The organism is Streptomyces sp. iso_384 (genome assembly GCF_056172905.1).
On the sequence record NZ_JBWBTT010000001.1, the window covers coordinates 5,210,233 to 5,236,885 of the forward strand.

Sequence of the window (26,653 nt, forward strand, 5' to 3'; positions counted from 1 at the left end):
CCGTCCGGATGACGTGGAATCGAACACAACTCGGCCTAACCGGGCGAACGTTCGAGAAGATTCCACCCATCGATAGCCTCTCCCACCCCCATGGCGTGCTCTTGTCCCGAAACCACCGGAGCGGGACGGGAATTCCGTCACGATGGCGCACGAAACGCCCTACGTGACGCAAGGGACCGCGCATGAGACTGACCGACATATCGCTTGACTGGCTGCTTCCGGGCGCCGTACTGCTCGTGGGAGTCATGGCGGCGGTGACGGTGGTCGCACGCGGCAAGCGTGCCGCCGGCAAGGCCGCGGCCGACGACTCCTGGGAACGCAGCGAGGAACGCCGCAGACGCAAGGAAGCGCTGTACGCCACCGCCAGTTACGTCCTGCTGTTCTGCTGCGCGGCGGTCGCCGCCGCACTCTCCTTCCACGGGCTCGTCGGCTTCGGCCGGCAGAACCTGAGTCTCAGCGGAGGCTGGGAGTATCTGGTCCCGTTCGGACTGGACGGCGCCGCGATGTTCTGTTCCGTGCTGGCCGTACGGGAGGCGAGCCACGGAGACGCGGCTCTCGGCTCCCGGCTGCTGGTGTGGACGTTCGCCGGGGCCGCCGCCTGGTTCAACTGGGTGCACGCCCCCCGGGGCATGGACCACGCCGGCGCTCCGCACTTCTTCGCGGGGATGTCCCTCTCGGCCGCGGTGCTCTTCGACCGCGCGCTGAAGCAGACCCGCCGCGCCGCGCTGCGCGAACAGGGCCTGGTGCCCCGCCCGTTGCCGCAGATCCGGATCGTCCGCTGGCTGCGGGCGCCCAGGGAGACCTTCGGCGCCTGGTCGCTGATGCTCCTGGAGGGTGTCCGCACCCTGGACGAGGCGGTGGACGAGGTGCGGGAGGACCGCAGGGAGCGCGAGCAGGACCGGCTGCGCCGACGCGACCAGGAGAAGCTGGACCGGGCCCGCATCAAGGCCCTCAACCGGCAGAACCGGGTCTGGGGGCGCGGCGGCCGGGCCGGGCAGCAGGTGGACGTGCCCGCCCTCACTCCGGCATCGGGCGGCGCGCCGGCCGTCGCGGAGCCCGCCATAGCAGAGCCGGGTCAGCTGCCTCTGCGACCCCGGCCATCCCTGCAAGCCGTCGGCCCGAAGCAGGCGGCGGACGGTTCGAGCTCGAAGAGCCTGGACGCGCCGAACCGGGGAAGTGACCCGCGGACCGTCGACCTCACCGCGGAGGACGACACCCAGACGCTCCCCCGGCTCGACTCGCTGGAACAGAAACTGAAGGATCTGGAGCAGCAGTTCGGCTGATCGCGCCTCGCAGCGGACGGCCCCTCAGGGCCTTCCGCCGTGCAGCTCGAACCAGACGACCTTGCCCAGGGCCTGTGCCTCCACGCCCCAGGCGTCGGCCAGGCTCCGGACCAGGATCAGGCCCCTGCCGTGCGTACCGTCGTCGGCGTTCGGTACGTACGGCGCGGGCAGATCCTCCGAGGCGAAGTCCTGTACCTCCACCCGCAGCCGGGCGGAGGTCGCCGTGGCGGTGACCACGGCCCCGTGCCGGGTATGGATGAGGGCGTTGGTCACCAGCTCGCTCACCAGCAACTCCGCCGCATCGGTCTGCTCCTGGCCGGAGCGATGTCGGAGGAACTCCCGCAGCTCCCTGCGCACTTCCCCCACCGCCGACCGTTCGGTGTGGCCGACCCTTCGGCGCATCCGGGCCGGCAGCGGCGCCTCACCCGGTCTCCGTCCCCGGGGGCCGCGCCCCTCGACGGCCGTGGTCCTCTTCTGGCGCTTCGTCATTTCCCCCGCCCGCACAGTGAACCGACCTCCTTCACTCAGGCTGTCCGTCGAACAGCCTCACGGGATGCATGCCCCTGTACGCACACGGTCACGCTTGTCGACTCATCAATAAGTGAACGGTCGGGAGCGGCGAGGGGCGCACGGAACATCCCACCCGCGCACGCCATCACCACATAGGCGCAGCTCCGGTCAACGTCCGGCGAAAGCATCCGAGTTGGCGTTGACGGCCCGACTTCTACGCGCGTCATCATGACGGCATGCGCCTCCCCCCACGCATCACCCGGCTCGGCGGCTCGGCCGCCCTCCTGTCCCTTCTCCTCGCCTCGGGCCCGGTCACGGCCCAGGCCGCCACCCCGGCGACGACCTCCACCACCGCCTACTCCGCGACCGCGTTCCGGGCGGCGGCGGTCGGCAGCATCTGCTCCTCCGCCCTGCCGTCCCAGGCGCACGACACCCTGGATCTGATCGAGCGGGGCGGGCCGTTCCCGTACGAGCAGGACGGCACCGTCTTCCAGAACCGCGAAGGCCTGCTGCCGGATCGGTCCACCGGCTACTACCACGAGTACACGGTCATCACGCCGGGCTCCCCGAACCGTGGCGCCCGCCGGATCGTCACCGGCGAGCAGGTGGAGGAGGACTACTACACCGCCGACCACTACGCCTCCTTCGATCTGGTCGACCACGACTGCTGACCCCGCTTCCGAGGGGTTTTCCGCCCGCTCCGGGGGAAGGGAACCTGAGCCGCCGCGCCAGGACCCCACACCTTCCCGAGGAGCTGTTGATGCACGACGACCGCACCCTGGTGGAGGGCCGCCTGGAGAGGGCCCTCCACCAGTTCGTCCGCCCGGCCCAGTACGCCGCCCGCGCCCCGCTCGCCCTGTCCGTATGGCACGCTCCGGGCGAGCCGGTGCCGGTGGCCGAGGCCCTCGGGGCGGACTTCGCGCCGTTCACGGCCGGTACGGAGTGGGGGAAGCCCTGGTCCACCAGCTGGTTCCGGCTCCGGGGGGCGGTGCCCGGGGAGTGGTCGGGGCGCCGGGTGGAGGTGGTCGTCGATCCGGGGTTCACCGGTCAGGGTCCGGGTTTCCAGGCGGAAGGCATGCTGTACGACCACCTGGGCGTCCCTCTCAAGGGTGTTCATCCCCGCAACCGGCACCTGACGCTCGCGGCCCCGGCGGCGGGCGGGGAGCCGGTGGATCTGCTGCTGGAGGCGGCGGCCAATCCGGCGGTCCTGGAGCACGGCTTCGCACCGACACCGCTCGGCGATGTGCTGACCGCCGGCGACCGGCCGCTGTACCGCTTCGCCTCCGCCGACCTCGCGGTCCTGGACGAGGACGTCTGGCATCTGGTCCTGGACATCGAGGTGCTGTCCGAGCTCATGCACGAGCTGCCCGCCGACCGCTCGCGGCGGCACGAGATCCTGCGGGCGCTGGAGTCGATGCTCGACGCGCTGGACCTGCACGACGTCTCCGGCACCGCGGCGGCGGGCCGGGCGGCGCTGGCCGGTGTGCTGGCGCGGCCCGCCTCGGCGAGCGCGCACCGGATCTCGGCGGCCGGGCACGCGCACATCGACTCGGCCTGGCTGTGGCCGCTGCGCGAGACCGTCCGCAAGGCCTCCCGTACGTTCGCCAATGTCACCGCCCTCGCGCAGGACTACCCGGAGCTGGTCTTCGCCTGCTCGCAGGCCCAGCAGTACGCCTGGGTGAAGGAGCATCAGCCGCACATCTGGGAGCGGATCAAGGAGGCGGTGGCCGCGGGGCAGTGGTCGCCGGTCGGCTCCATGTGGGTGGAGTCGGACGCCAATATGCCGGGCGGCGAGGCGCTGGCCCGCCAACTGGTGCACGGTAAGCGCTTCTTCGCCGAGGAGCTGGGCGTGGACACGGAGGAGATCTGGCTGCCGGACTCCTTCGGCTACACCGCGGCCTTCCCCCAACTGGCGCGGCTGGCGGGGGTGAAGTGGTTCCTCACCCAGAAGCTGTCGTGGAACCAGCACAACGACATGCCGCACCACACCTTCTGGTGGGAGGGCATCGACGGCACCCGGGTCTTCACCCACTTCCCGCCGGTCGACACCTACAACGCGCAGCTCCACGCCCGCGAACTGGCGCGTGCGGAAAGCGACTTCGCCGACAAGGGCCGGGCCACGCGTTCGCTGGTGCCGTTCGGCTGGGGCGACGGCGGGGGCGGGCCGACCCGCGAGATGCTGGAGCGGGCCCGCCGGCTGCGGGACCTGGAGGGCTCGCCGCGTGTGACGGTCGAGAAGCCCTCGGCGTTCTTCGCGGCGGCCGAGGAGGAGTACGGGGAGCGGGCCCCCGTCTGGTCGGGCGAGCTGTATCTGGAGCTGCACCGGGCGACGTACACCACCCAGGCGAAGACCAAGCAGGGCAACCGCCGCAGCGAACATCTGCTGCGTGAGGCCGAGTTGTGGGCGGCTGCGGCCGCACTGCGCTCGCCCGGCTATTCCTATCCGTACGAGCGTCTCGACCGGGTGTGGAAGACGGTGCTGCTGCACCAGTTCCACGACATCCTGCCCGGCTCGTCGATCGCCTGGGTGCACCGCGAGGCGCGCGACACCTACGAGGAGGTGCGCGCCGAGCTCGCGGACGTGGTGGCCGGGGCGGTGACCTCGCTGGGTGCTGCCGAGGGCATGGTGGCGCTCAACTCCTCGCCGTACGAACGGGTTCAGGTGATCGAGCTGGACGCGGAGGCGGCCGGGGTGCTGCCGTCCGGGGCGCGGGTCCAGGAGCTGGGCGAGGGCCGGGCGGCGGTGCTGGCACGGAGCCCGGGGCTCGGGGCGGGGCTGCTGGACGGTGCGGCGGTCCCGGAGCACCCGGTGACGGCGGAAGCCTCGGATGCAGGTGACATCGTCCTGGACAACGGGCTGCTGCGGGTCGTGGTGGACGGGGACGGGCTGGTCTCCTCGGTCCACGATCTGGTCGCCGGGCGTGAGGCGCTGGTCCCCGGCGCCCGCGCCAACCTCCTCCAGCTGCACCCGGACCACCCCAACCGCTGGGACGCCTGGGACATCGACCGGCACTACCTCCGCAGCCGCACCGATCTCACCGCCGCCGACTCGGTGTCGCCGGTCGAGGACGGGCCGCTGCGGGCGGCCGTGCGGGTGGTCCGTTCCTTCGGGAGGTCGACCGTGGTGCAGGAGCTGCGGCTCGCGGCGGGCAGCCGACAGCTCGACATCGACACCGAGGTGGACTGGCAGGAGTCGGAGAAGGTGCTCAAGGCCGCGTTCCCGCTCGATGTGCACGCCGAACGCTCCACGGCCGAGATCCAGTTCGGCCACGTCCACCGGGCGACCCACGACAACACGTCCTGGGAAGCGGCCCGTTTCGAGATCTGCGCCCACCGCTGGCTGCGGGTCGCCGAACCGGGCTACGGCATCGCGCTGCTCAACGACGCGACGTACGGCCACGATGTGACCCGCACGCCGCACCCGGAGGGCCTCGGCACGACGGTCCGGCTCACGCTGCTGCGCGCCCCGCACAGCCCGGACCCGCACACCGACCTGGGTGTGCACCGTTTCCGCTACGCGCTCGCGCCCGGCGCGGAGGTGACGGACGCGGTACGGGAGGGCCTGGCGCTGAACCTTCCGCTGCGGGCGGCGGTGGCGCCGGCCGTGCCCGCGCTGGTGTCGACGGGGCATCCGGCGGTGACGGTCGAGTCGGTGAAGCTCGCCGAGGACCGGGGCGGGGATGTGATCGTCCGGCTCTACGAGTCGGCGGGCGGCCGGGCGCGGACCCGGCTGACGGTGTCGTTCCCGGTCGCCGAGGCCCGGATCACCGATCTGCTGGAGCGGCCGCTGCACCCGGCGGATGCCGACGAGGACGGGCTGGTCCTCGATCTGCGGCCGTTCCAGATCCTGACGGTGCGGCTGACCCCGGCCTGAGAGACCTCAAGGGCGCGGCACGTTACGGAGGTTGGAGCGGGCCATCTGGAGCATCCGGCCCACTCCGCCGTCGAGCACGATCTTGCTGGCGGAGAGCGCGAAGCCGGTGACCATGTCGGCGCTGATCTTCGGCGGGATGGAGAGCGCGTTCGGATCGGTGACGACGTCGACGAGCGCGGGGCCCTTGTGCTTGAACGCGTCCTTGAGCGCGCTCTGCAGCTGCTTGGGCTTCTCCACGCGTACGCCGTAGGCGCCGGCCGCCCGGGCGATGGCGGCGAAGTCGGGGTTCTTGTTGGTGGTTCCGTACGAGGGCAGCCCGGCCACCAGCATCTCCAACTCGACCATGCCGAGCGAGGAGTTGTTGAACAGGACGACCTTCACCGGCAGGTCGTACTGGACAAGCGTGAGGAAGTCGCCCATCAGCATGGAGAATCCGCCGTCACCGGCCATCGCGACGACCTGCCGGCCCAGGTCGGTGAACTGGGCGCCGATCGCCTGCGGCAGGGCGTTGGCCATCGAGCCGTGGCTGAACGAACCGATCACCCTGCGCTTGCCGTTGGGCGTCAGATAGCGGGCGGCCCACACGTTGTTCATACCGGTGTCGACGGTGAACACGGCGTCGTCGTCGGCCATCTCGTCCAGCACGGAGGCCACGTACTCGGGGTGGATCGGGACGTGCTTCTCGACCTTGCGGGTGTAGGCCTTGACCACGCCCTCCAGGGCGTTCGCGTGCTTCTTCAGCATCCGGTCGAGGAACTTGCGGTCGGACTTGGTCTTCACCCGGGGGGTGAGACAGCGCAGGGTCTCGCGCACATCGCCCCAGACGGCGAGGTCGAGTTTGGAGCGGCGGCCCAGGTGCTCGGGGCGTACGTCGACCTGGACGATCTTCACATCGTCCGGGAGGAAGGCGTTGTACGGGAAGTCCGTGCCGAGCAGGATGAGGAGGTCGCACTCGTGGGTCGCCTCGTACGCGGCACCGTAGCCGAGCAGCCCGCTCATGCCGACGTCGTACGGATTGTCGTACTGGATCCACTCCTTGCCGCGCAGCGCGTGCCCGACCGGTGACTTGATCTTCTCCGCGAACTCCATCACCTCGGCGTGCGCCCCGGCCGTGCCGCTGCCGCAGAACAGCGTCACCCGTTTGGCTTCGTCCACCATGCGGCAGAGCTTGTCGATCTCGTCGTCGCCGGGGCGTACGGTCGGCCGCGCGGTGACGAGGGCGTGCTCGACGGACTTCTCGGGTGCGGGCTTGGAGGCGACGTCGCCCGGCATCGAGACGACACTGACACCGCCGCGCCCGACGGCGTGCTGGATCGCCGTCTGGAGCAGCCTCGGCATCTGCTCCGGGTTGGAGATCATCTCGTTGTAGTGGCTGCACTCCTGGAACAGCAGCTCCGGATGGGTCTCCTGGAAGTAGCCGAGGCCGATCTCGCTGGAGGGGATGTGCGAGGCGAGGGCCAGCACCGGGGCCATGGAGCGGTGCGCGTCGTACAGACCGTTGATCAGGTGCAGATTGCCCGGCCCGCAGGAGCCGGCGCAGGCCGCGAGCGAGCCGGTGACCTGCGCTTCCGCTCCGGCGGCGAAGGCCGCGGTCTCCTCGTGCCGGACGTGGATCCAGTCGATGGCCGAGTTACGCCGGATGGCGTCCACGACGGGGTTCAGGCTGTCGCCGACGACGCCGTACAGGCGCTTGACGCCCGCCCTGGCGAGGATGTCGACGAACTGCTCCGCCAGGTTCTGCTTGGCCATGGGTGCGCGCCCTTCCTTGCCCGTGCTCCGTGCACTTCGGTTGTCCGGGGACCGGAGCGGCGAAACACCGTTCCGCCGGGCTCCGGAACCATCAACCCACGGCGTGCGCGGTTACGCCTCCCAGACGGCGGCGCAGGTGCGGTCGTCGGCGTACCCCTTGATCCGGAGCTGGGTGTCGGCGAGGAAGGCGGGCAGACCGGGCGGCCCTTCGCTCCCCCAGCGCTCGGCGAGCTCACCGGGGAGCGCCGCCTCACCGCGCATGGGCTCGGCGAGGCCGTTGCTGCACAGCATCAGCGTGTCGCCCGGCCGCGCCACGGAGGCCCGGAAGCGGAAGGGCTCGGCGGGCGGCTGTGCGGGCCCCTCGAAGTGCGGGGCCGCCGGCGCGGTGATCTGGAGATCCATGGTCAGCCGGTCCCCGTCGGGTCCTTCCTCCTGTTCGTCGCCCGGCTGCGGGGCGGCGCCGCTCTCCGGGATGATGGGCTCCAGGTCCTGCCAGAGTCCGTCGCGGAGACGGAAGAGTCCGCCGCTGCCGACGCCGAAGAAGACCCGGGTGCGGCAGTCGGGGTCGGCGGAGAGCAGCAGGCAGCGGAGGCTAGCGGTGTACGCGTCCGGTTCGACGCCGAGTTCGGCGGCGCGGGCGCGCAGCTTGCCGTACGTACGGTCGGTGAGCCGGTGCAGCCCTGACTTCAGGTCGCCCCGGCGGCCCGCTCTTATGTCCTCGGAGAGCCGGACGTGGCTGCGGGCGACGGCTCCGCCGATCCAGCGGCAGGCGTCGGCCGCGGCGAGGTGCGCCGCTTCGGCGTCCCGCCTGCCGCCGGCCACGGCGACGAGGACGAGGGCGCTCTCGGCGGCCCCGAAGCGGGCGGTGAGCAGCCCGTCGCGCCGGGGCTCGCCCCGGAAGCGGGCGGAGTCGCCGCGTACGGAGACGGCCCGCAGGGTGTACGTCCCGTACCGCGCGCCGTCCAGGACGGTGTCGGGGACGAGGCCGTCCAGATTCTCCGAGGTCGCGGAGGGCAGGGCGGCGGGCTCGGCGTCATAGGTGGGCGGCCGGTCCCCGAGATGCCCGACGGCCGGCCGGCCGTCGGCACCGTCGGCGAGGTCCGGCAGCCGGTGCAGGGCGCTGGGGTCGGGCGCGAGATCGGGCTCGGGCGGTTCCGCCGCCCGCGGCACGGCGAACGTCCGGGGCCCCGGCCGCCCGGCGGGCGCCTCCCAGGGGGCGGGAAAAGCGATGGTGCGGGATGGGGCCGGTGGGGCGGGCGGGGGCGGCGACACGGGTGGGGGCGGGACGTGTGTGGCGGCCGGGGTGGATGCGGCGGGCCGGGCGCGACCGGCGGCCGTTGCGGGTTCCGGTGCCGACCCGGCCTCCGGTGCCGGTGTCGGAGCCGGCACAGCAGAGGCAGCCGGTCCGGACTCCGGCTCCGGCTCCGGCTCCGGTTCCGGTTCCGGGTCCGGGTCGCGCTTCGCATACGGGTCCCAGGCCGACCGCGGGTCCGGAGCCGCCACCGCAACCGGGTCCGGAGCCGCCACCGGAACAGCGTCCGCCACCGGGTCCGGGTCCGCTCCCGGGACCAGGTGCCGGTCCCCGTCCGGCACCGGATCCGATGCCGGGCTCGGGGCCGGTCCCGGGCCCCGCTGCGCCACCACGGACCGGCCCGGCTCCGGCAGCCGGTACGCGTCCGTCGCGTGCGGGCCCGCGTGACGGTCCGTGTACGGAATCTCTTCGCGTTCCGCGTCCGGTTCCTCGTAGCGGTCCGCGTACGGGTCCTCGTACGCCTCCGCGTACGGGTCCCGGACGGTCTCGCGCACGGTGTCCTGGTCGCGGTGGTCGTCCACCGGCCTGCGCACCGTGTCCGACACGGAGTCGAAGCGGTCGTCGAGGCTGTCGGCCGCGCTGCTGGGACCGGTGTCCGGCGCGGTCTCGTCGTACAGCTTGCGCCACCAGTCGTCCTCGTGGGCGGCGGGCTTCTCCCCCTGCTGACTCATGCCCCTATTGTCCACCGCGAAGGTGCTCCGAAAACGGGGCATCAGGAAAAAGTGGCCCGTAAAAGAGGCCCGCCGGGCGGCCCCCACCCCCCACGGGAAGGGACGCCCGGCGGACCGGTCGCAGTGATCGGCAGGTCATCGTTTCAGCGCGTCAACCGTTCGTACGAACACCCGATCACAGGGTCAACGGCTCATCGGCCCCGTCGCTTCACCGCACCGCGTACGCGTCGTCGACGGTCTGGACGACGGTGTTGCCGTTCGCGTCGGTCAGTTCCGTCCGCAGGGTGACGGGCTTCCCGCCCGCGTCCGCGTGGTCGACGGTCGCGGTCCAGCGGCCGCCCTGCCGCGCGGTGGTGGCCGCGTGCCAGGTCTCGCCGCCGTCGTAGCTGAAGGAGACCTTCGCGCCGGTGAGTTCGCCGGGGGTGTATCCGGCGTGCCCGGTCGCGTCGAGCCCGATCTTCTGGCCGTTCTTCGCGGGCACGGTCTTCATCCCGTCCTCCGGCACGGCGTAGCGCGGGAAGAGCAGCGGGAGGCCCTGCGACACCACGTCCGGCTTCCGCTCGGAACGGAACTTCCAGGTGGTCTCGGTCTGCGTGGACCGCTTCCAGACCGCGGCGGGCGAGCCGATCTTCGTGGTCATCATGGTGAGTTCGTACGCGGCGGCCTCGGCGGGCACGTCGAAGACGCCGAACGGATAGCCGCTGCTGCCGACCAGTTCGCCCTCGCGCTTGAGCTGCACATTGCCGATGTCGCCGAACGAGCCCTGCTGGCCGATGTGTTCGGAGTCGGTCATGAACGCCGGGGCGACGCCGATCCGATCACCCTGCCGCTCGCCGGCGAGCGCCTCCTCACCCTTCGCGTCGCGCGGGGCGCCGGGGACGAGCAGGCCCCGGTACCACTCCTCCGTCGTGGCCGGGCCCGCCCGGTACGTACGGGCGTCGCCCGTCATCAGCTCGCCCCAGGGGAAGCTGGAGGAGAGCACCTTCTGCCAGCCGGTGTCGCCCGCCGTGTAGTACTCGGTGCGCTTTCCGGGAGCGGAGACCAGGGCGAGCGAGGACGCGCCGAAGGTCGCGCCGTAGGGGCGGGAGACCAGGAGCGTGTCGACGTAGTCGGCGGCCACGCCCATGGCCGCGTGGGTGGAGACGACCGAACCGAGCTTCTTGTCACGGACCTTGTAGGTGCGGTCCGAGGTGATCTGCCCCTGCTCCGGGAAGGAGAGGTTGTAGACGAACGGGCTGACGGCCGTGGCCGTCCAGGAGACCTCAGCCCGGCCCTTGCCGAGCGCCTTCTTCAGCACGGCGGCCTCGTCGGCGCGCAGTCCGAGGACCGGCAGGGGCGCGGCCCCGTAGCCGAGGGACGGCTGCCAGTCGCCGGCCGAAGGCCGGTGCACCAGGAGCGCTGTGGCCCCGGCGGCCTGGGCGGCGCGTGCCTGGGTGAGGACGGCCGAGGAGTCGTCGCCGACCTTCACCAGGGCGATCCGGCCCCGCGCTCCGGCGGCCTCCAGCTCGGCGGCGCTGCCCGCACCGGCGTCGACGACCTCGGCGCGGCCGGTGCCGTCCAGGTTGACCGAGCCCGTGGTGGCGGGCCGGGGGTGCAGGGCCGCTCCGCCGACGAGGGCGAACTTCTGGACCTGCGGGGCGTAGGCGCGCCAGAAGGAGGCGAACTCGAAGTCCCCGTCACGGGCCTTGCCCTGGACGTCGACCAGGTAGTCCTTGACGATCCCGGTGCCGGAGATGGACCCGGAGTGCAGCCAGGTGTCGTCCCAGGAGCGCCCGAACGCGAGGGTCGCGCCGCGCGTCTCGGCGGCCCTGTCCTCGGTCCGCACCTTCAGTCGGTGGGCCTTGCGGGCGTCGAGGACGAGGGTGGTGTCCTTGGTGACGTTCAGCTGAGGGCGTGCCAGATAGCCGACCGAGCCGACGAGTTGTCCGGTCGCGTCGGTGGTGTCGGGCGTGGCGATGAAGCTGGAGACGAAGTACGCCCCGGGCCGGACCCGGTAGGTCTGGTCGGTGGCGCCCTCGTTGAAGCGGCGTTCGCCGGACGCGGTGTCGGTGCCGATGAGATCGAGGGAGGAGACGCCGTCGGCGGGCTTGCCGGTGCGGTCGACGAGCTTGACGCGCAGGGTGACCGTCTCCGGCTCCACGTACAGCGAGAACGGTGTGGAGACCCGCACTCCGCCGGAGGCCGTGGCGAGGACGCGGCCGGTGACGTCGCCGTACTGGGCGGCGGTCAGCCGGGCGTCCGGGTCGAGGGCGAGCGGCACCTCGACGGTCGCCCCTGCGGGCACGGTGACGGACCTCCGGCCGAGCGAGGCGACCTTGGATCGGACGGCCGAGCCGTCGTTGCCGGTGACGCCCGCGACCTTCAGCGAGAGCTTCACGGCCTTGCCGCCGGTGTTGGTGTACGGCACGGCGACGGTGGTGCGATCACTCCTGTCCTGCGGCCAGTTGAAGGTGCCGCCCTGCACCGCCGGTGCGCCGAGCACGGACGTACGGATCGCGCGGTCGACGTCGAGACGGCCGCCTCCGGTCTCGCGTACGTCACCGGGAACGGCGCTGTGCGCCGAGGAGACGAGGGCCGCCTTGATCTGCTGGGCGGTCCACTCGGGGTGGCGCTGCTTCACCACGGCCGCCGCGCCCGCGACATGCGGGGTCGCCATCGACGTACCGGACATGGAGCGGTACGCCTGTGAGCCCCGGCCGCCCGCGGCGGCGGCGGAGATCGCGACGCCGGGCGCGGCGATCTCGGGCTTGAGGGTGTGCGAGACGATCGCGGGGCCGCGGCTGGAGAAGTTCGCGGTGGAGTCGTCGCGGTCGACCGCACCCACGGTCAGCACGCCGGGGGCGCAGCCGGGCGAGGAGACGGTGTTGAGGGACGGGCCGAGGTTTCCGGCGGCGACCACGAACAACGTGTCCTTGTTCTTGCCGAGTTCGGTGGCGGCCAGACTCATCGGGTCGGTGCAGTCGGTGGGTTCGGCGCTGCCGAGGCTCATGGAGACGACGTCGGCCTTGTGGTCGACGGCCCACTCCATGCCCGCGATGATCCAGGAAGCGGCGCCGGAGCCGCTGTCGTTGAGGACCTTGCCGACCAGCAGATCGGTACCGGGCGCCACGCCCTTGTTCTTCCCGTCGCTCGCCGCGCCGGAGCCGCCGACGGTGGACGCCACATGGGTGCCGTGGCCCTGGAAGTCGTCGGTGCCGGCGGAGTCGGTGAAGTTCTCCGATGCGGTGATCCGGCCCTGGAGGTCGGGGTGCTCGGCGTCGGCCCCGGTGTCCAGGACGGCGACCTTGGTGCCGGTGCCGTCGTAGCCGGCGGCCCAGGCGAGGTCCGCGCCGACCTGCTTCGTCGACTTGTCGAGACTGGCCTGAACCTTGCGGTCGAGCCAGAGCTTCTTGAGTCCGGAGCCCGACCGGGAGCGGGGTGCGGTGAGGTCGGCCCAGAAGGCGGCGGCCTTCTTCTTGTCGGCCTTCAGCGCGAGTCCGCCGATGATGTCGAGGGCCGCTCCGCGCTCGGCCCCGCGCGGGGTGACGAGGGTGCGGCGGGCGGTGTCGCCGGTGTAGGTGGCGATCAGCGGGACGGAGTCGGTGCGGCTGTCGTCGTAGCCCTGGCGGATCAGCCCGGTGACGTTGAACAGCTCCTCGTCCACGGTGCCCGCGGCGAGCGCGGACACGGCGGACTCGGGGTAGACGTACAGGTCCGGGCCCGACTGCCGGGTCTGGACGAGCGGGACGGTGCCGTCCTCGCGGGGCAGGGCGGTGGCGGTGGCCGCGCCCGAGGCGTCCGTGGTCACCAGCACCGTGTCGCCGGTGACGAGCGTCAGCGTGACGGGCTTCGGCCCCTCGGCGGCGGCCGCGCTTCCGGTGATCGGTCTGTTCGTGTCCCGCTCGTCCGGTGGCGCCGCCACCGACGGCGCGATCACGGTGACGGCGAGCACAGCGGCGGTCGCCGCTCCGAGTGCCGTACGCGATATCGGGCGCATCGCTCTCCCCAGGTCATTCCGGAACGAAGCAGCCCAAGAGGCCGCATCCCGGAGGTTGTTGGTGCTGCGGTGGCGCCACAGTGGCAGAGGGTCCAGGGGTACAGGGGATGATGTGGGCGGCGGGTTTACGCCGTGGCCCTTTCCCGCCACCCAGGACCCCGCCGCAGGGGCGCCGTGATGCGCGATCACCACACCAGGGGAGGTCGGGAGAATGCTGGGGGCCATAGGTCTCGACGAGAGGCAGGAGAGCGCGTACCGCGCGCTCGTCGCCGCGGGAGCCGCGGAACTCACCGATCTCGCACACCGGCTGGCGCTGTCGGAGGCGGAGGCCGAGCGCGTGCTGCGACGGCTGGAACAGCAGGGTCTGGCCGCCCAGTCCTCGGCCCGTCCCGGTCGCTGGGTGGCGGCGCCGCCCGGCGTGGCGCTGGGCGCGCTGCTGATCCAGCAGCGGCACGAGCTGGAGCAGGCGGAGCTGGCGTCCGCGCTGCTCGCCGAGGAGTACCGGGCCGAGGCGAGCGAACCGGCGGTGCACGATCTGGTGGAGGTGGTGACGGGGGCGAGCGCCGTGGCACAGCGCTTCCACCAGCTGCAGCTGGGGGCGATGTCCGAGGTGTGCGCCCTGGTGACGGGCAAGCCGATCGCGGTGACCGGGATGGAGAACGAGTCCGAGGAGCGGGCCACCTCGCGCGGGGTGAGCTACCGGGTGGTGGTCGAGCGGGAGGTGCTGTCGACGCCGTTCGGGATCCTGGAGCTGTCGGCGGCGCTGAGCCGGGACGAGCAGTGCCGGGTGGTGGACCGGGTGCCGACGAAGCTGGTGGTCGCCGACGGGAGCCTCGCGATGGTCCCGCTGACCGGTCGCGGCGAGGAGCCCGCCGCCCTGGTCGTGCACGCCAGCGGACTGCTGGAATCGCTGATGGGCCTCTTCGAGGCGGTGTGGCGGGAGGCGATGCCGCTGCGGCTGGGCGAGGGCGGCGGCGGGGTGCGCGAGGACGGGGTCGGGCCGGATCCGACGGACCTGGAGATCCTGTCGCTGCTGCTGGCGGGGCTGACGGACGCCAGTGTGGCCAAGCAGCTGGATCTGGGGCTGCGGACCGTGCAGCGCCGGGTCAAGGGCCTGATGGAGCTGACCGGGGTCTCCACCCGGCTCCAGCTGGGCTGGCATGCGTACGAGCGTGGCTGGGTGGCCCGTACCGAGCCGGCCTGAGGCGTACCGTCCGGGGCGGCATCGGCGCAGGTGGCCGTGGGTGGCCGGGGTGCGCTGACGGGCGGAGCGGGGCACTCTCCGGCAGGCTGGTCAGATGAGTGTGTGGCAGCTCGTCGCCGTGGGCCTGGTCATGCTGCTGGGTCTGGTCGGGGTGCTGGTGCCGGGCGTGCCGGGTCAGGCGATCGTCTGGGCGGCGGTGCTGTGGTGGGCTCTGACGGACATGACACCGGCGGCCTGGGGTGTCCTGATCGGCGCGACGGCGCTGATGCTGCTGAACCAGGCCCTCAAACCGCTGCTGCCGCCGCGCCGCCCGGGCGAGTCGGGGGCGCCCAGCCGGACGTTGATGATCGGCGGGGTGGCGGGAATCGTGGGCTTCTTCGTGGTGCCCGTGGTGGGCGGGATCCTCGGGTACGTGGGGGCCATCTTCGGCGCGGAGCGGCTGCGGCTGGGCAGTCGCGGCGCGGGCTGGGCGTCGGTGCGCTCGGTGATGCGGGCGACGGGCTACGCGGTGCTGGTGGAGCTGTTCTGCTGCCTGCTGGTGGCGGGCGCCTGGCTGGGCGCGGTGCTCTGGTCCTGAGCCGAGCCCCTTCGGCGGCCGGTTCCGCGCAGCATCGGGCCGGGTCAGGCGGGGACCGGCGCACCCGCCGCCTCCAGGTGGCGGACGGCGTAGGAGCGCCAGGGCCGCCACCGCTCCGCGCCCGGCGTTCCGTACGGGTCGACGTCGGGGTCGCCGAGCGCCCGCAGCCGGATCAGGGCGGCGGTGCGCCGACCGATGCCGGGCAGCGTCAGCAGCGTCCGTTCCGCCTCGTCCCGGTCGGCCCCGGCGTCCAGCCGCAGCCGGCCGTCGGCGAGCGCGGCGGCCAGGCCCGCGAGCGCCGGATCCTCGGCGGAACCGGCGAGCACGTCCGGCTCCGGGAACACATGGGTGAGCCCGCCGCACGGCACGTCCAGCGCCTTCCCGTACCGCTCGACCAGCTCCGCGGCGTCCGCGCGCCCCAGCAGGGTCCGCAGCGCGGCCTCCTCCGGGTCGGCCGCGCCCGGCGAGCGCAGCCCGGGGCGGGCGGCGACCAGCGGGGCGAGCCGGGGGTCGGCGGCCAGGGCCTCGTCCACGGCGTACGGATCGGCGTCCAGGTCGAACAGGCGGCGGACCCGCTGGACGGCGGTGGTCAGATCGCGCAGGTCGGTGAGCTGGACCCGGGCCTCCAGCCAGGGGCCGCCGGGCGACGCCTCGTCGACCGCGACGAGCCCGGTGCCGTACGGCAGCCGCAGGGTGCGCCGGTAGGTGCGGCGGCCGGGCGGGCCCGCCACCTCCTCCACCCGCGCGACCGCCTCGGCGGCCAGCAGGTCGAACAGGGCGCCGGTGGCGTACGGGCCCCGATGGGCGAGCCGCAGCGGGATCCCGGCCCGCAGCCCCTCGCGGCGCCCGCCGCCCAGCCCCGTACCGGCCTCGGCGCGCAGGGCGCTGGGCGTGCGGGCGTAGATCTTCCGGATGGTGTCGTTGAACTGCCGGACACTGGCGAACCCGGCGGCGAAGGCGATCTCGGTGACCGGCAGCCCGGTGGTCTGGAGGAGCACCCGGGCGGTGTGGGAGCGCTGGGCCCGGGCGAGCGCGACGGGTCCGGCGCCCAGCTCGGCGTTGAGCTGACGCTGGACCTGCCGGGCGCTGTAGCCGAGCCGCCCGGCGAGTCCGGGGACGCCTTCGCGGTCCACGACGCCGTCGCCGATCAGCCGCACGGCCCGGCCGACGACGTCCGCGCGGACGTTCCACTCGGCGGAGCCGGGCACGGCGTCCGGGCGGCAGCGGCGGCAGGCCCGGAAACCGCCCGCCTGGGCCGCCGCCGCGGTGGGGTAGAAGCGCACGTTGGCGCGTTTGGGGGTGACGGCAGGGCAGCTCGGCCGGCAGTAGATGCCGGTGGTCACGACGGCGAAGAAGAACGCGCCGTCGAACCGTGCGTCGCGGCTGCTCACCGCCTCGTACCTGGTCCGTTCGTCCATCACACCGTCCAGTGTGCGGCAGCCGGGGCCGCCGCACTCGCGGAATTCGGACGTCGAACCCGTACGCCCCGGGCTACCGCACCCGGCCGCGCTTGGCCTGCATGGCCGCGCGCCCCTCCGCGCCCTTGCGCTTCCAGTCCCGCAGGATCTCGGCGCGTACCCGGGCATCGGTCTTGGCGACGATCCGCTGGTTCTCGCGGATCAGCTTGCGGTAGCTCTCCAGCCGCCGCTCGGGCAGGGTTCCGTCCTCCAGGGCGCCGAGGACCGCGCACCCCGGTTCGGCCTCGTGGGCGCAGTCGTGGAACCGGCAGCGTCCGGCCAGCTCCTCGATCTCGGAGAACACCTCGCCGACCCCGGCCGCGGCGTCGAAGAGGCCGACCCCGCGCAGCCCGGGGGTGTCGATGAGGACGCCCCCGTGCGGCAGGAGCAGGAGATTGCGGGTCGTGGTGGTGTGCCGGCCCTTGCCGTCGACGTCACGAGCGGCCTGCACCTCCATCACGTCCATGCCGAGCAGGGTGTTGGCCAGGGTGGACTTGCCCGCTCCGGAGACGCCGAGCAGCACACTGGTGCCACCGGAGACGACGGCCCCGAGGACGTCGAGCCCCTCGCCCGTGGTGGAGCTGACGGGCAGCACCTGGACGCCGGGGGCGATCGCCTCGATGTCCTGGACGAGGTGGGACAGGGTGACCGCGTCGGGCACCAGGTCGGCCTTGGTGAGGACCACGATCGGCTGGGGCCGGCAGGCCCCGCCGGAGCCGTCACCCAGCAGCGCGGCGCCCTCCGAACTGGACAGGGCGAGCGCGAGGAACCGCTCGACCCGACCGAGGTCCAGCTCGACGGCGAGCGAGACGCAGATGGCGATGTGGTCGATGTTGGTGGCGAGCACCTGGCCCTCGGACCGCTGCGACGAGGTCGAGCGGACGAAGGCGGTCCGGCGCGGCAGCAGCGTACGGACGAAGCGCGGGTCGCCGTCCGCGTCGAGCGCCACCCAGTCGCCGGTGCAGACGATCCGCATCGGGTCACGCGGCACCACGAACGCGGTGTCGGCGCGGACCGTACCGTCGGCGGTGATCACGTCGCACTGACCGCGATCCACCCGCACGACCCGCCCCGGCACGAGCCCCTGCCGGGCGTACGGGGAGAAGGCGGCCGCCCAGTCCTCGTCCCAGCCGTACGGAGTCAGCGGGTGCGAGGAAGCGACAGCGGAAGAAGAGAGGGAGGGAAACGAGAAAGACAAGGGAAACCCTTCACAGGGTGGCCCCGGCAGGCGCGCTCGGCGCGGAAAGGAGAGAAGTGGTCAGCCGGTGGCCACAGGGATGAGGACGATGCTCTTCCGGTTGTGGGCAGTGCCCATCGCAACGACAGTCATCAATGTCCTCACCTCCTGATTCCTCTGGTTTTCGGAGTTTCTCCGGTTCCTCCGGCTTCCGACGGAACCGTGATCACCCTAGCCCGGCCCCCGGGAGCACCGTCAACCGATTTATCCGGGTCCACGGTCGAGGGATGTTCGGGCCGGCGTATTCGCGAGGGATAACCGCAATCTCCCTCGATCGGGTGATACGCATGCATGGGGACCGGTTCGTGGCCGTTAGGGTGCCGAGCATGACCACACCCCAGGGCTCCACCGTCACGTTCACACAGGCCCAGTTGGGCACCCAGATCCTGATCGGCTGGAGCGGCCGGCAGCCCGACGCCGACCAGGACACCGCCTTCCTCCTCGCCTACTCGCTGGGCGACGGGAAGGACGGCCCGGTGGTCGGCCGCGAGGCCATGCGCGCCGCACTGGAGCGCGCGGGCCTCCAGGTCGGCGGCGCGATCCAGGACGCGGCCGAGACCCCGGGCATCCAGGCGAAGCTGCTCGTCCAGGCCGGCCGGGCCGTCCTGACGCTGCCTCACCTCACGGCGCAGTACCCCGCTCCCGCGGAGTGGCTGGCCGCGGCTCAGGCGCAGGGCCAGGTGTACGGGATGTTCGCCACCAGCCCGTGGCCGGAGGCCGTTCCCGGGCAGCCGGTCAGCGAGGACCGGCTGCGGGCCTTCGCCGCCGACGAGGAGGTCGTCCGCACGGCCGCCCACTGCCTGCTCCCGGTCCGCTCCCTGGGCTGAGCCCACGACCCCGCCGCTCCGCACGAACGACGAGGCCCACCACCCCCCGTGGAGTGGTGGGCCTCGCCCGTGCCGCGGTGCGGCCGTGTCACCGTGCCGCGAAAACGAGGACGGGCGGCCCGGAGTGTGATCTCCGGACCGCCCGCGCTCGGTACGTCAGTTGTTGCCGACGCCGTTGCCCGAGAGGACCGGGATGTCGTCCAGGACGTGCGACAGCGGCTCGTCGCCCTTGGCCTGGGTGGAGTTGTCGGCACACTGCTGGTTCTGCGGGTTGGACAGGACGTTGATGTCCTGGACCGCGACCGGCACGAGGCCGACGAGCGCACCGACATTGGCCTTGGCCGGCAGGCCGATGCAGAGCTTGTTCAGCGTGCCCTGCACGAGCTGGTTCTGCGGGCTCCAGTCACCCTTGGTCTCGGCGTTGCCGAACTCCTGCTCGGCGCCGTTGCCGTTGACCGTGGTGGTGCCACCGTCGTTGCCGATCGCCATGGCCGTGGGAGCCGCGGCTGCGGACAGACCGAGCAGGGACACAGCCACTGCCGCGCCGGCCATCATCTTCTTCATCAAGCTTCACCTTTCGGAACGTCCCGTTGTGGAACGCACTGATCAACCGACGCGGACCACGATCGGTTGCGCAGTACCACTCAAATGGGTTCGATCCGGCGCAAGGTCGACGGCGTCGTTCACGTCCCGGCGGCCTCGTCCGAGGAGCGGGCCGCCGGGACGAAGCCGGTGCGCGGGGCGGCCGGCTGCCGGGGGGCCTCCGGCTGGGGGTCGTGTCCGGAGGCCCGCCACTCGGCGACGAGCCGGTCGTAGATCGGCGTGCCGCTCGGTGCGGGCTGCTGCTCTCTGCGCTGCGGGGGCTGACTGCCGTACGGATCCATGGAGATGCACTACCCGGGCACGGGCGGACCGTCAGCAGGTGCTACGGCATCCGGCCCAACCTCCCGCCGCACGTCGCACGCCGCACATCCATCGCTCGCATCCGCTCGTCCTCGCGCGGGATGCGCCCCGGGCACGCCGAAGGGCCAGCCCGTCCGGTCCGGCGAAGAACGGTCGCCGTACGGAGGGGCTGGCCCCGGGGTCGTGCCGGGTGGCGTCAGTTGTTGGCGACGCCGTTGCCCGAGAGGATCGGGATGTTGTCCAGGATGTGCGACAGAGCCTCGTCACCCTTGGCCTGGGTGGAGTTCTCGGTGCACTGCTGGTTCTGCGGCGAGGACAGGACGTTGATGTCCTGGACCGCGATCGGCACGACGCCGACGAGGGAGCCGAGGTTCGCCTTGGCGGGCAGGCCGATGCAGGGCTTGTTCAGCGAGCCCTGGATGAGCGCGAACTGCGGGCTCCAGTCGCCGTGGGTGGCGGAGTTGCCGTAGGCCTGCGAGGCGCCGTTGCCGTTGACCGACGTGGTGCCGCTGTCGTTGCCGATGGCCATGGCGGAGGGGGCGGCCGCAGCGGAGGCACCGACGACCGAGGCAGCGACGGCTGCCGAGGCCATAATCTTCTTGATCATGAAAAGCCCTTCTGGATGAAACGTGTGCCCGCCTGTCCGGAGCGATCTGATCAACTCGTTCCGGCGGGGTCTGGTTATGCCCATTCACTCGAACGGTGCTTTTCCTTCCGGGTGTCCACGAGTTCGGGTGTCCACGAGAAGGAAGAACGGCACCGGAGGAACGGATCGGAGAAAGCCGGCGGAACCGCCGTCCTGGACGGTCAGCCGCCGAGGGGCACTCCGCCGAGCAGCGGGGCCGCACCTCCGGCCACACCGGTGGCCTCGCCCGCCAGCTTGCCGACCGTGCCGTCCTTCGAGACCGTCTCGGTGGTGTCGCCGACGGTCTCGACCAGCGGGTCCACGACCTGCGGGGCGCTGGCCATGACCTGGTTGAGGCCGCGGTCGAGGCTGAAGTTGGGGGCCGTGACGTCAGTAGCGGCGAAGGCGGGAGCAGCCGCTCCGAGGGCGGCCACGGAACCGGCAACGAGCGCGGCGGTCTTCGCGTACTTCACTGGGAATCCCTTCTGCGCGGCATCTGTTTCGGTCACGTTCCCGTGCCGCACACAAGCCTTCTTTACCTGTGACTTCTGCCGCTCTCTCCTTGAATAACGATCAGGTCGCATACTGGAAACTGCGGGGCGGAATTTTTCTCCGACGGCGCACGAAAAGGGCCCCGGACGGCGAATGCCGTACGGGGCCCACCGGTTTCGGGCACACGGCCCGGCCGGTCAGAGGTTCACTTGTTGATGCAGGTGTTGCCGAAGGCCGGGTTCAGCGCACCGATCACGTTGACGGTGTTGCCGCAGACGTTCACCGGAATGTGGATCGGGGCCTGGAGGATGTTGCCCGACAGCACACCCGGGGAGTGCGCGGCAATGGCCTCGGCACCCGAGTCGGCCATGGCCGGCGCGGCGGCACCCATCGCCATGAACGTTCCTGCGGCGACGGCGGCAATCTTGGTGTACTTCACTTTTCTTCCCTTTCCTCGGCGGAGTCCGGTGCGGTCACGACATTCGTGCCGCCCGAGCCGGATCCTGATCGCTCGTGACTCCGGCGCTGCTATTCGTAACGACGGAGGTCCGCGATCGAAACTCTTCCGGGAGCGGTTTTCCGGAGAACCGCCCGAATGCCGCAATGCCCGGCACAGCAGCGGGCCCGAGCCGCTCGGTGGAGGAACTCCGAGGGCCCGGGCCCGGGCATTTCAGCCGTATCAGCCGTTGTTGGCGCCGTTGCCCGACAGGATCGGGATGTCGTCCAGGATGTGCGACAGAGCCTCGTCACCCTTGGCCTGGGTGGAGTTCTCGGTGCACTGCTGGTTCTGCGGCGAGGACAGGACGTTGATGTCCTGGACCGAGATCGGCACGAGGCCGACGAGCGAACCGGCGTTGGCCTTCAGCGGCAGACCGACGCAGGGCTTGTTGAGCGAGCCCTGGACCAGGCCGAACTGCGGGCTCCAGTCGCCGTGGGTCTCGGCGTTGCCGAACGACTGCGAGGCGCCGTTGCCGTTGACCGAGGTCGTGCCTCCGTCGTTGCCGATCGCCATGGCCTGCGTCGCGCCGAGACCGAGGATGGAGGCGGCGACAGCGCCCGTAGCCAGAACCTTCTTGATCACGATGAACCCTTCTCGTACCGATTGCCCCGCGGCGGAGCCCCCTGGTCAACTCACGACCCGGCGTTTGGTTCCGCCCATTCACCCGAATGCCGGACAAGGGGCGGTCCCCCACCCCTGTTCGTACGGCCGTGCGTTCGTGAAGAAATTGCGCACGCTCGTCCAGACACCTTTCGCCCGAACGGGTGGGCGAGGATCGACGACCCTGACGCCGCTAGGCATCCGGGGTGAGCATTTTCCCGGGGTCAACACCAGCAGACTGCAGCCCAGTTGAGGGCGAATCGTTTTTCTCGCTCTGCGCACCGGGATGCGCGGGATCGACGGACACCACCCGTTCGGGTGATTACACATTTTCCACGCAATTCCAAGTTTCCCGTACGGACCCGCATCGTTATGGCAATCGTCCAGCGCGCACGTCTTCATCACTTTCACCATGGCTTCCCGCGCGATCCGGCTGTGCAGCGGCTCCGCCCGATGGCTGCCCGTCCGCGCGCGAAGCACCCACGCGATGTCCTCGCGAATGTCCTAAGGAAGGGCAAGTAATGCGACAGGTCTTGAACAAAAGCATTATCGTCATGGCGGCCGCTTCGGGCCTCCTGGCAGCGGTGGGCGGCACCGCGCACGCCGACGCGTCGGCCGAGGGCGCGGCCGTCGGCTCGCCGGGGGTCGGTTCGGGCAACGCCGTGCAGGTGCCGGTGCACGTCCCGGTCAATGTGTGCGGCAACACCGTCAACGTCATCGCTCTGCTGAACCCGGCCTTCGGCAACAAGTGCGTGAACGCCGACGGCCCGAAGCACGAACACCCGCCGGTCAAGCCCCCGGTGGACGAGCCGCCCGTCGACGAGCCCCCGGTCGACGAGCCGCCCGTCGACGAGCCCCCGGTCGACGAGCCGCCCGTCGACGAGCCGCCCGTCGACGAGCCCCCGGTCGACCAGCCGCCCGTCGACGAGCCCCCGGTCGACCAGCCGCCCGTCGACGAGCCCCCGGTCGACCAGCCGCCCGTGGACCAGCCTCCGACCGACACCCCCGGTACCGACACCCCCGGCTCGGACACGCCCGGGTCCAGCACTCCCGGGTCCAACACCCCGGACGCGCACCTGGCCGACACCGGTGCCGCCGACCTCGGCCTGGCGGCCGGCGCGAGCGCCGCGCTGCTGCTCGGCGGTGCCGTACTGATGCGCCGTACGCGCAACGCGCGGGACTGACGGAGGTCCTGCGGAAGAACGAGGTCCGGCCGGACAGCGGGGACTGTCCGGCCGGACCTTCTGTGTGCGCGGCGGCCGGTTCGCCCGGGGCTCCGGGCGCGGTGATGGAACGACGGCCCGGAGCGCCGCGCGGAAGGCCGGGAGCGAGCGGGACGACGGGAAGGGCCGGGGACGTGGCGACTGCGTTACGTATCGGGGTGATCGGCGGCAGTATCGCGGGGTGCGCGGCGGCCGTCGCGGGCCGGGGCGGAGGTCACCGTGTACGAGCGGAGCGAAGCCGACCTGCGGGACCGGGGGTTCGGCATCGTGATCCCGCCGTCGCTCCACGCGGAGCTGGTCGGGTCCGGGTATCTGGACGCGGCGATGCCGACGGCCCCGGTGGGCACGCGGGTCTGGCTGGCCCGGGAGCCCGGCGGCCGGTCGGCGCGGGAGCCGGCCCGGCAGTCCTCCCCCGTGCCCCCGTGCAACTGGGGTCTTCTGTGGCGGTCGTTGCGCGCGAGTGCCGGAAGCGTGCGCTGTCTCCGGGGACAGCCGGTGGCCTCGGTCGGCCCGGGCGGATCCGGCGGGGCGGTGATCACCACCGCGCGGGGCGAGGAACCGTACGACCTGGTCGTGGGCGCCGACGGGCAGGCGTCCGCCACCCGGCAGCTCCTCGCCCCGGGGCTGCGGCCGCAGCCCGCCCCCTATCGGGTCTGGCGCGGCGCGATCCCGCTCGACGCGCTGTCCGGGCGTCCCCGGGAGCTGGAGCTGTTGCGCGGCGCGTGGGTGACCCTGGGGTACCCCGGCGGGCACGGCGTCTTCTATCTGATCCCGGGCGGCCCGCAGGACGGTGACGGAAGCGGTGGCGCGGGCAACCGGCTGCTGGCGTACGCCATTTACGGCCGTCCTCCCGAGGGGCCGACCCGGGGCCGCACGTGCACGAGCTGGCGGAGGAGCACTTCCCGGCCGCGTGGGCGGAAATCGTCGCGCGGGGCGGGCGGCGGGCGGCGGTCTGCCACCCGGTCGCCGATGTGCAGGCGCCCCGGGTCGCCCGCTCGCAGCTGCTGCTGGCCGGGGACGCGGCCGGGGTGACCAGGCCGCACACCGCCACCGGCGCGGTCAAGGCCCTCCAGGACGCCCTGTGCCTGGAGCGGGTGCTCCGGGAGGGGCCGGACCTCGCCACCGCGCTGGAGCGGTACGCGGACGAACGCACTGCGGCGGGTGCGCACTTCGTGGAGCTGGGCCGTCGGATGGGGCGCGCCCTGGTCGGGGAGACCCCGGACTGGCCGTCGATGGGACAGGACGAGGTGGACGTCTGGTTCCGCGTGGTACTGACCGCGGCGCGGCACTACTTCCACGAGGAGACCGCCGTCGTCCCGTGTGGCGGCGGCGGCCCGACTGCCGTCAGTCCGCGATGCGTTCGAAGACCGCGGCGAGGCCCTGGCCGCCGCCGATGCACATCGTCTCCAGGCCGTACCGCGCCTCGCGGCGGTGGAGTTCGCGGGTGAGGGTGGCGAGGATGCGGGCTCCGGTGGCGCCGACCGGGTGGCCCAGCGAGATGCCCGAGCCGTTGACGTTGATGCGCTGCTCGTGGTCCTTCTCGCCGAGGCCCAACTCCCTTGTGCAGGCCAGCACCTGGGCGGCGAACGCCTCGTTCAGCTCGATCAGGTCGAGGTCGGCGAGGGTGAGTCCCGCCCGGTCGAGGGCGGTGCGGGTGGCGGCGACCGGGGCGATGCCCATCGTCGCGGCGGGCACCCCGGCGCGGGCGAAGGAGACGAGCCGGACGAGCGGGGTGAGGCCGAGGCGTTCGGCGGTTTCGGCGCTGGTGACCAGGCAGGCGGCGGCCGCGTCGTTCTGGCCGCTGGCGTTGCCCGCGGTGACGGTGGCGTCCGGGTCGGACTTCGCCATCACCGGCCGGAGGGCGGCGAGTTGTTCGGCGGTGGTGTCGGGACGGGGGTGTTCGTCGGCGGTGACGGTCGTCTCGCCCTTGCGGGTGCGTACGGTGACGGGGACGGTCTCCGCGTCGTAGCGGCCCTCGGCGACGGCGCGGGCGGCGCGCGCTTGCGAGCGCAGGGCCAGGGCATCCTGGTCGGCGCGGCCGATGCCGTACTCCCGGCGCAGGTTCTCCGCGGTCTCGATCATGCCGCCGGGGACCGGGTGGTTGACGCCTCCGGCGGTGACGCGGCCCCGGGCGAGGGCGTCGTGGAGCTGGAGGCCCGGGCCCTTGATGCCCCAGCGTCCGTCGTGGGTGTAGTAGGGGGCGGCGCTCATCACGTCGACGCCGCCCGCGATCACCACCTCGCTGAACCCGGCCCGGATCTGCATCGCCGCGTCCAGCACCGCCTGGAGCCCGGAGCCGCAGCGGCGGTCGATCTGGGAGCCGGTGACCGTGGTGGGCAGTCCGGCGTCCAGGGCGGCTACCCGGCCGATGGCGGGGGCCTCGCTGGTCGGGTAGGCGTGGCCGAGGATCACCTCGTCGACCCGGTCGGGGTCGATGCCGGTACGGGTGACGATCTCCGCGATGACGCGTGCGGCCAGCGCGGCCGGGGTCTGCTGGGCGAAGGCCCCGCCGAACCGGCCGATGGGGGTGCGCAGAGGTTCGCAGATGACGACGTCGAGCGGCACGGCGGAGCCTTTCCTTCAGGGCGACGGGCGGGGCGCGGGTGGCGGAGTGCGCGGAGCGGCGGGTGCTGAGGTGACCTTCGCATCCGGTGACTGAGCCGGTCCAATACCGGATGTGTCCCCCACCGAGAGGCCCGGCGTCTCAATCGGTTCGCCGCGTGGTCCGCGTACGGGGGTCGGCAGGGCGTCCTGGGCGACGGCGAGCACGGCGTGCAGGGCGGCGGAGGGGTTGTCGGCCCGCCAGGCCAGGGCCGCCTGTCGGCGGATGGGCGGTCCGGCGAGGGGCCGGTAGGTGAGTCCGCTCTGCTGGATGTGGCGTACGGAGGTGACCGTGAGGGTGACGCCGACCCCGGCGGCGACGAGCGCCATGATCGTGTACGAGTCGGGGGCCTCCTGGACGACGCGCGGGGTGAATCCGGCGCTCTCGCAGGCCTCGGTCATGGCGTCGCGCACGGTGGAGCCGGTGTTGGCGGGGAAGGAGACGAACGGCTCGTCCGCCAGCTCGGCGAGCGGCACCGCCGCGTGCCGGGCGAGCGGATGGTCGAAGGGCAGGGCGCACAGCAGCTCCTCCTCGTCGATCACCCGGTGGGCCACTCCGGGCCGGGTCACCGGCAGCCGGACGAAGCCGAGGTCGAGCGAGCCGTCGGCGACCCGGGACAGCGCGACGTTGGCGTACGTCTGGCCGGTCATGACCAGTTCGAGCCCGGGGTGTGCGGCGCGGACGGCGCGGGTGAGGCGGGGCAGCGTCTCGTGACTGGAGGCGCCGGCGAAGCCGATGGTCACCCGGCCGTACTCGCCCCGGCCCGCCGAGCGGGCGGCCCGGACGGCGGTGTCGAGGTCGTCGAGGACGGTCCGTACGGGATCGAGGAAGGTCTCCCCCGCGCCGGTGAGCCGGACGGAGCGCGTGTTGCGGCGGAACAGCTGGACGCCGAGCTCCCGCTCCAGCTGCCGGATCTGCTGGCTCAGGGGCGGCTGTGCCATCTGGAGGCGTTTGGCGGCCCGGCCGAAGTGCAGTTCCTCGGCCACGGCGAGGAAGGCCTTCAGGTGGCGCAGTTCCATACGGGTGCCCGCT

At 72.3% G+C, this 26,653-nt stretch carries 23 protein-coding genes; 9 read left to right on the forward strand and 14 right to left on the reverse strand.

All coding sequences use genetic code 11. The features are described 5' to 3' along the window. Nucleotides 1–182: 182 nt before the first annotated feature. Entirely contained in the window at nucleotides 183–1,283 is a 1,101-nt protein-coding gene (locus AC0VY3_RS23385; RefSeq protein WP_103511241.1) for a DUF2637 domain-containing protein, read from the forward strand. Nucleotides 1,284–1,307: 24 nt separating this feature from the next. Here AC0VY3_RS23385 and AC0VY3_RS23390 read toward each other — a convergent pair whose 3' ends face one another. Then, nucleotides 1,308–1,685: an ATP-binding protein gene (locus AC0VY3_RS23390; protein ID WP_137234102.1), complete on the reverse strand. Its 378-nt coding sequence runs from the start codon at nucleotides 1,683–1,685 to the stop codon at nucleotides 1,308–1,310. A 344-nt stretch (nucleotides 1,686–2,029) separates the two neighbouring features. On the opposite strand from AC0VY3_RS23390, the gene AC0VY3_RS23395 reads away from it, so the two are divergent. Both AC0VY3_RS23395 and AC0VY3_RS23400 read left to right on the forward strand, forming a co-directional pair. Then, nucleotides 2,030–2,464 (forward strand): guanyl-specific ribonuclease, encoded by a 435-nt coding sequence (locus AC0VY3_RS23395; protein WP_475550512.1) that lies wholly within the window; start codon nucleotides 2,030–2,032, stop codon nucleotides 2,462–2,464. Between the two features lie 89 nt (nucleotides 2,465–2,553). Continuing rightward, nucleotides 2,554–5,667 carry an alpha-mannosidase gene (locus tag AC0VY3_RS23400; RefSeq protein WP_475550513.1) on the forward strand — a complete coding sequence of 1,038 codons (3,114 nt, stop codon included), beginning with the start codon at nucleotides 2,554–2,556 and terminating at the stop codon, nucleotides 5,665–5,667. 6 nt (nucleotides 5,668–5,673) lie between these two features. On the opposite strand, the gene AC0VY3_RS23405 is transcribed toward AC0VY3_RS23400, so the two are convergent. From AC0VY3_RS23405 to AC0VY3_RS23415, 3 genes are all read right to left on the reverse strand, one after another. After that, a complete protein-coding gene (locus tag AC0VY3_RS23405) occupies nucleotides 5,674–7,416 on the reverse strand; it encodes a pyruvate dehydrogenase (protein ID WP_103511244.1) in 1,743 nt (580 codons plus the stop codon). Nucleotides 7,417–7,527: 111 nt separating this feature from the next. Next, nucleotides 7,528–9,399 (reverse strand): protein phosphatase 2C domain-containing protein, encoded by a 1,872-nt coding sequence (locus AC0VY3_RS23410; protein WP_475550514.1) that lies wholly within the window; start codon nucleotides 9,397–9,399, stop codon nucleotides 7,528–7,530. A 208-nt stretch (nucleotides 9,400–9,607) separates the two neighbouring features. After that, complete coding sequence (locus AC0VY3_RS23415; protein ID WP_103511246.1) at nucleotides 9,608–13,375, reverse strand: S8 family serine peptidase; 3,768 nt, start codon at nucleotides 13,373–13,375, stop codon at nucleotides 9,608–9,610. Between the two features lie 211 nt (nucleotides 13,376–13,586). On the opposite strand from AC0VY3_RS23415, the gene AC0VY3_RS23420 reads away from it, so the two are divergent. Together AC0VY3_RS23420 and AC0VY3_RS23425 are read left to right on the forward strand one after the other, a co-directional pair. Further along, a complete protein-coding gene (locus AC0VY3_RS23420) occupies nucleotides 13,587–14,579 on the forward strand; it encodes a helix-turn-helix transcriptional regulator (protein ID WP_103511247.1) in 993 nt (330 codons plus the stop codon). Nucleotides 14,580–14,673: 94 nt separating this feature from the next. Beyond that, on the forward strand, nucleotides 14,674–15,156 hold the full coding sequence (locus AC0VY3_RS23425) for a DUF456 domain-containing protein (RefSeq protein ID WP_103511248.1): 483 nt from the start codon (nucleotides 14,674–14,676) through the stop codon (nucleotides 15,154–15,156). Between the two features lie 44 nt (nucleotides 15,157–15,200). Here the strand turns inward: AC0VY3_RS23425 and AC0VY3_RS23430 are convergent, their stop codons facing one another. After that, entirely contained in the window at nucleotides 15,201–16,574 is a 1,374-nt protein-coding gene (locus AC0VY3_RS23430) for a DNA-3-methyladenine glycosylase 2 family protein (RefSeq protein WP_475551725.1), read from the reverse strand. Nucleotides 16,575–16,647: 73 nt separating this feature from the next. Beyond that, entirely contained in the window at nucleotides 16,648–17,811 is a 1,164-nt protein-coding gene (rsgA, locus tag AC0VY3_RS23435; protein WP_475550515.1) for a ribosome small subunit-dependent GTPase A, read from the reverse strand. A 365-nt stretch (nucleotides 17,812–18,176) separates the two neighbouring features. On the opposite strand from rsgA, the gene AC0VY3_RS23440 reads away from it, so the two are divergent. Then, nucleotides 18,177–18,677 (forward strand): DUF5949 family protein, encoded by a 501-nt coding sequence (locus AC0VY3_RS23440; protein ID WP_103508458.1) that lies wholly within the window; start codon nucleotides 18,177–18,179, stop codon nucleotides 18,675–18,677. Nucleotides 18,678–18,833: 156 nt separating this feature from the next. Here AC0VY3_RS23440 and AC0VY3_RS23445 read toward each other — a convergent pair whose 3' ends face one another. The 6 genes from AC0VY3_RS23445 to AC0VY3_RS23470 form a co-directional block, all read right to left on the reverse strand. Then, nucleotides 18,834–19,241: a rodlin gene (locus tag AC0VY3_RS23445; protein WP_103508457.1), complete on the reverse strand. Its 408-nt coding sequence runs from the start codon at nucleotides 19,239–19,241 to the stop codon at nucleotides 18,834–18,836. Between the two features lie 119 nt (nucleotides 19,242–19,360). Beyond that, nucleotides 19,361–19,561: a hypothetical protein gene (locus AC0VY3_RS23450; protein WP_103508456.1), complete on the reverse strand. Its 201-nt coding sequence runs from the start codon at nucleotides 19,559–19,561 to the stop codon at nucleotides 19,361–19,363. Between the two features lie 215 nt (nucleotides 19,562–19,776). Beyond that, nucleotides 19,777–20,187, reverse strand: a complete 411-nt coding sequence (locus AC0VY3_RS23455; protein ID WP_242742925.1) for a rodlin — start codon at nucleotides 20,185–20,187, stop codon at nucleotides 19,777–19,779. 200 nt (nucleotides 20,188–20,387) lie between these two features. Then, the gene (locus AC0VY3_RS23460; RefSeq protein WP_030083884.1) at nucleotides 20,388–20,678 is read right to left on the reverse strand and encodes a hypothetical protein; all 291 of its coding nucleotides are present in this window, start codon (nucleotides 20,676–20,678) and stop codon (nucleotides 20,388–20,390) included. A 224-nt stretch (nucleotides 20,679–20,902) separates the two neighbouring features. Next, on the reverse strand, nucleotides 20,903–21,136 hold the full coding sequence (locus tag AC0VY3_RS23465) for a chaplin (protein ID WP_103508454.1): 234 nt from the start codon (nucleotides 21,134–21,136) through the stop codon (nucleotides 20,903–20,905). A gap of 240 nt (nucleotides 21,137–21,376) precedes the next feature. Beyond that, nucleotides 21,377–21,778, reverse strand: a complete 402-nt coding sequence (locus tag AC0VY3_RS23470) for a rodlin (RefSeq protein ID WP_103508453.1) — start codon at nucleotides 21,776–21,778, stop codon at nucleotides 21,377–21,379. A gap of 539 nt (nucleotides 21,779–22,317) precedes the next feature. On the opposite strand from AC0VY3_RS23470, the gene AC0VY3_RS23475 reads away from it, so the two are divergent. The 3 genes from AC0VY3_RS23475 to AC0VY3_RS23485 all read left to right on the forward strand — a co-directional run bounded on the left by AC0VY3_RS23475 (nucleotide 22,318) and on the right by AC0VY3_RS23485 (nucleotide 24,467). Then, nucleotides 22,318–22,980, forward strand: coding sequence for a chaplin (locus AC0VY3_RS23475; RefSeq protein ID WP_475550516.1), 663 nt, complete (start codon nucleotides 22,318–22,320; stop codon nucleotides 22,978–22,980). Between the two features lie 258 nt (nucleotides 22,981–23,238). Continuing rightward, nucleotides 23,239–24,051, forward strand: a complete 813-nt coding sequence (locus AC0VY3_RS23480) for a Rossmann-fold NAD(P)-binding domain-containing protein (protein WP_475550517.1) — start codon at nucleotides 23,239–23,241, stop codon at nucleotides 24,049–24,051. Next, nucleotides 23,991–24,467 (forward strand): hypothetical protein, encoded by a 477-nt coding sequence (locus AC0VY3_RS23485; protein ID WP_475550518.1) that lies wholly within the window; start codon nucleotides 23,991–23,993, stop codon nucleotides 24,465–24,467. Before AC0VY3_RS23480 ends, AC0VY3_RS23485 begins: the two co-directional genes overlap by 61 nt. Here AC0VY3_RS23485 and AC0VY3_RS23490 read toward each other — a convergent pair. Together AC0VY3_RS23490 and AC0VY3_RS23495 are read right to left on the reverse strand one after the other, a co-directional pair. After that, on the reverse strand, nucleotides 24,364–25,584 hold the full coding sequence (locus tag AC0VY3_RS23490) for an acetyl-CoA C-acetyltransferase (protein WP_475550519.1): 1,221 nt from the start codon (nucleotides 25,582–25,584) through the stop codon (nucleotides 24,364–24,366). The genes AC0VY3_RS23485 and AC0VY3_RS23490 overlap by 104 nt on opposite strands. A gap of 15 nt (nucleotides 25,585–25,599) precedes the next feature. Next, complete coding sequence (locus tag AC0VY3_RS23495) at nucleotides 25,600–26,640, reverse strand: LysR substrate-binding domain-containing protein (protein WP_475550520.1); 1,041 nt, start codon at nucleotides 26,638–26,640, stop codon at nucleotides 25,600–25,602. Nucleotides 26,641–26,653: the final 13 nt, after the last annotated feature.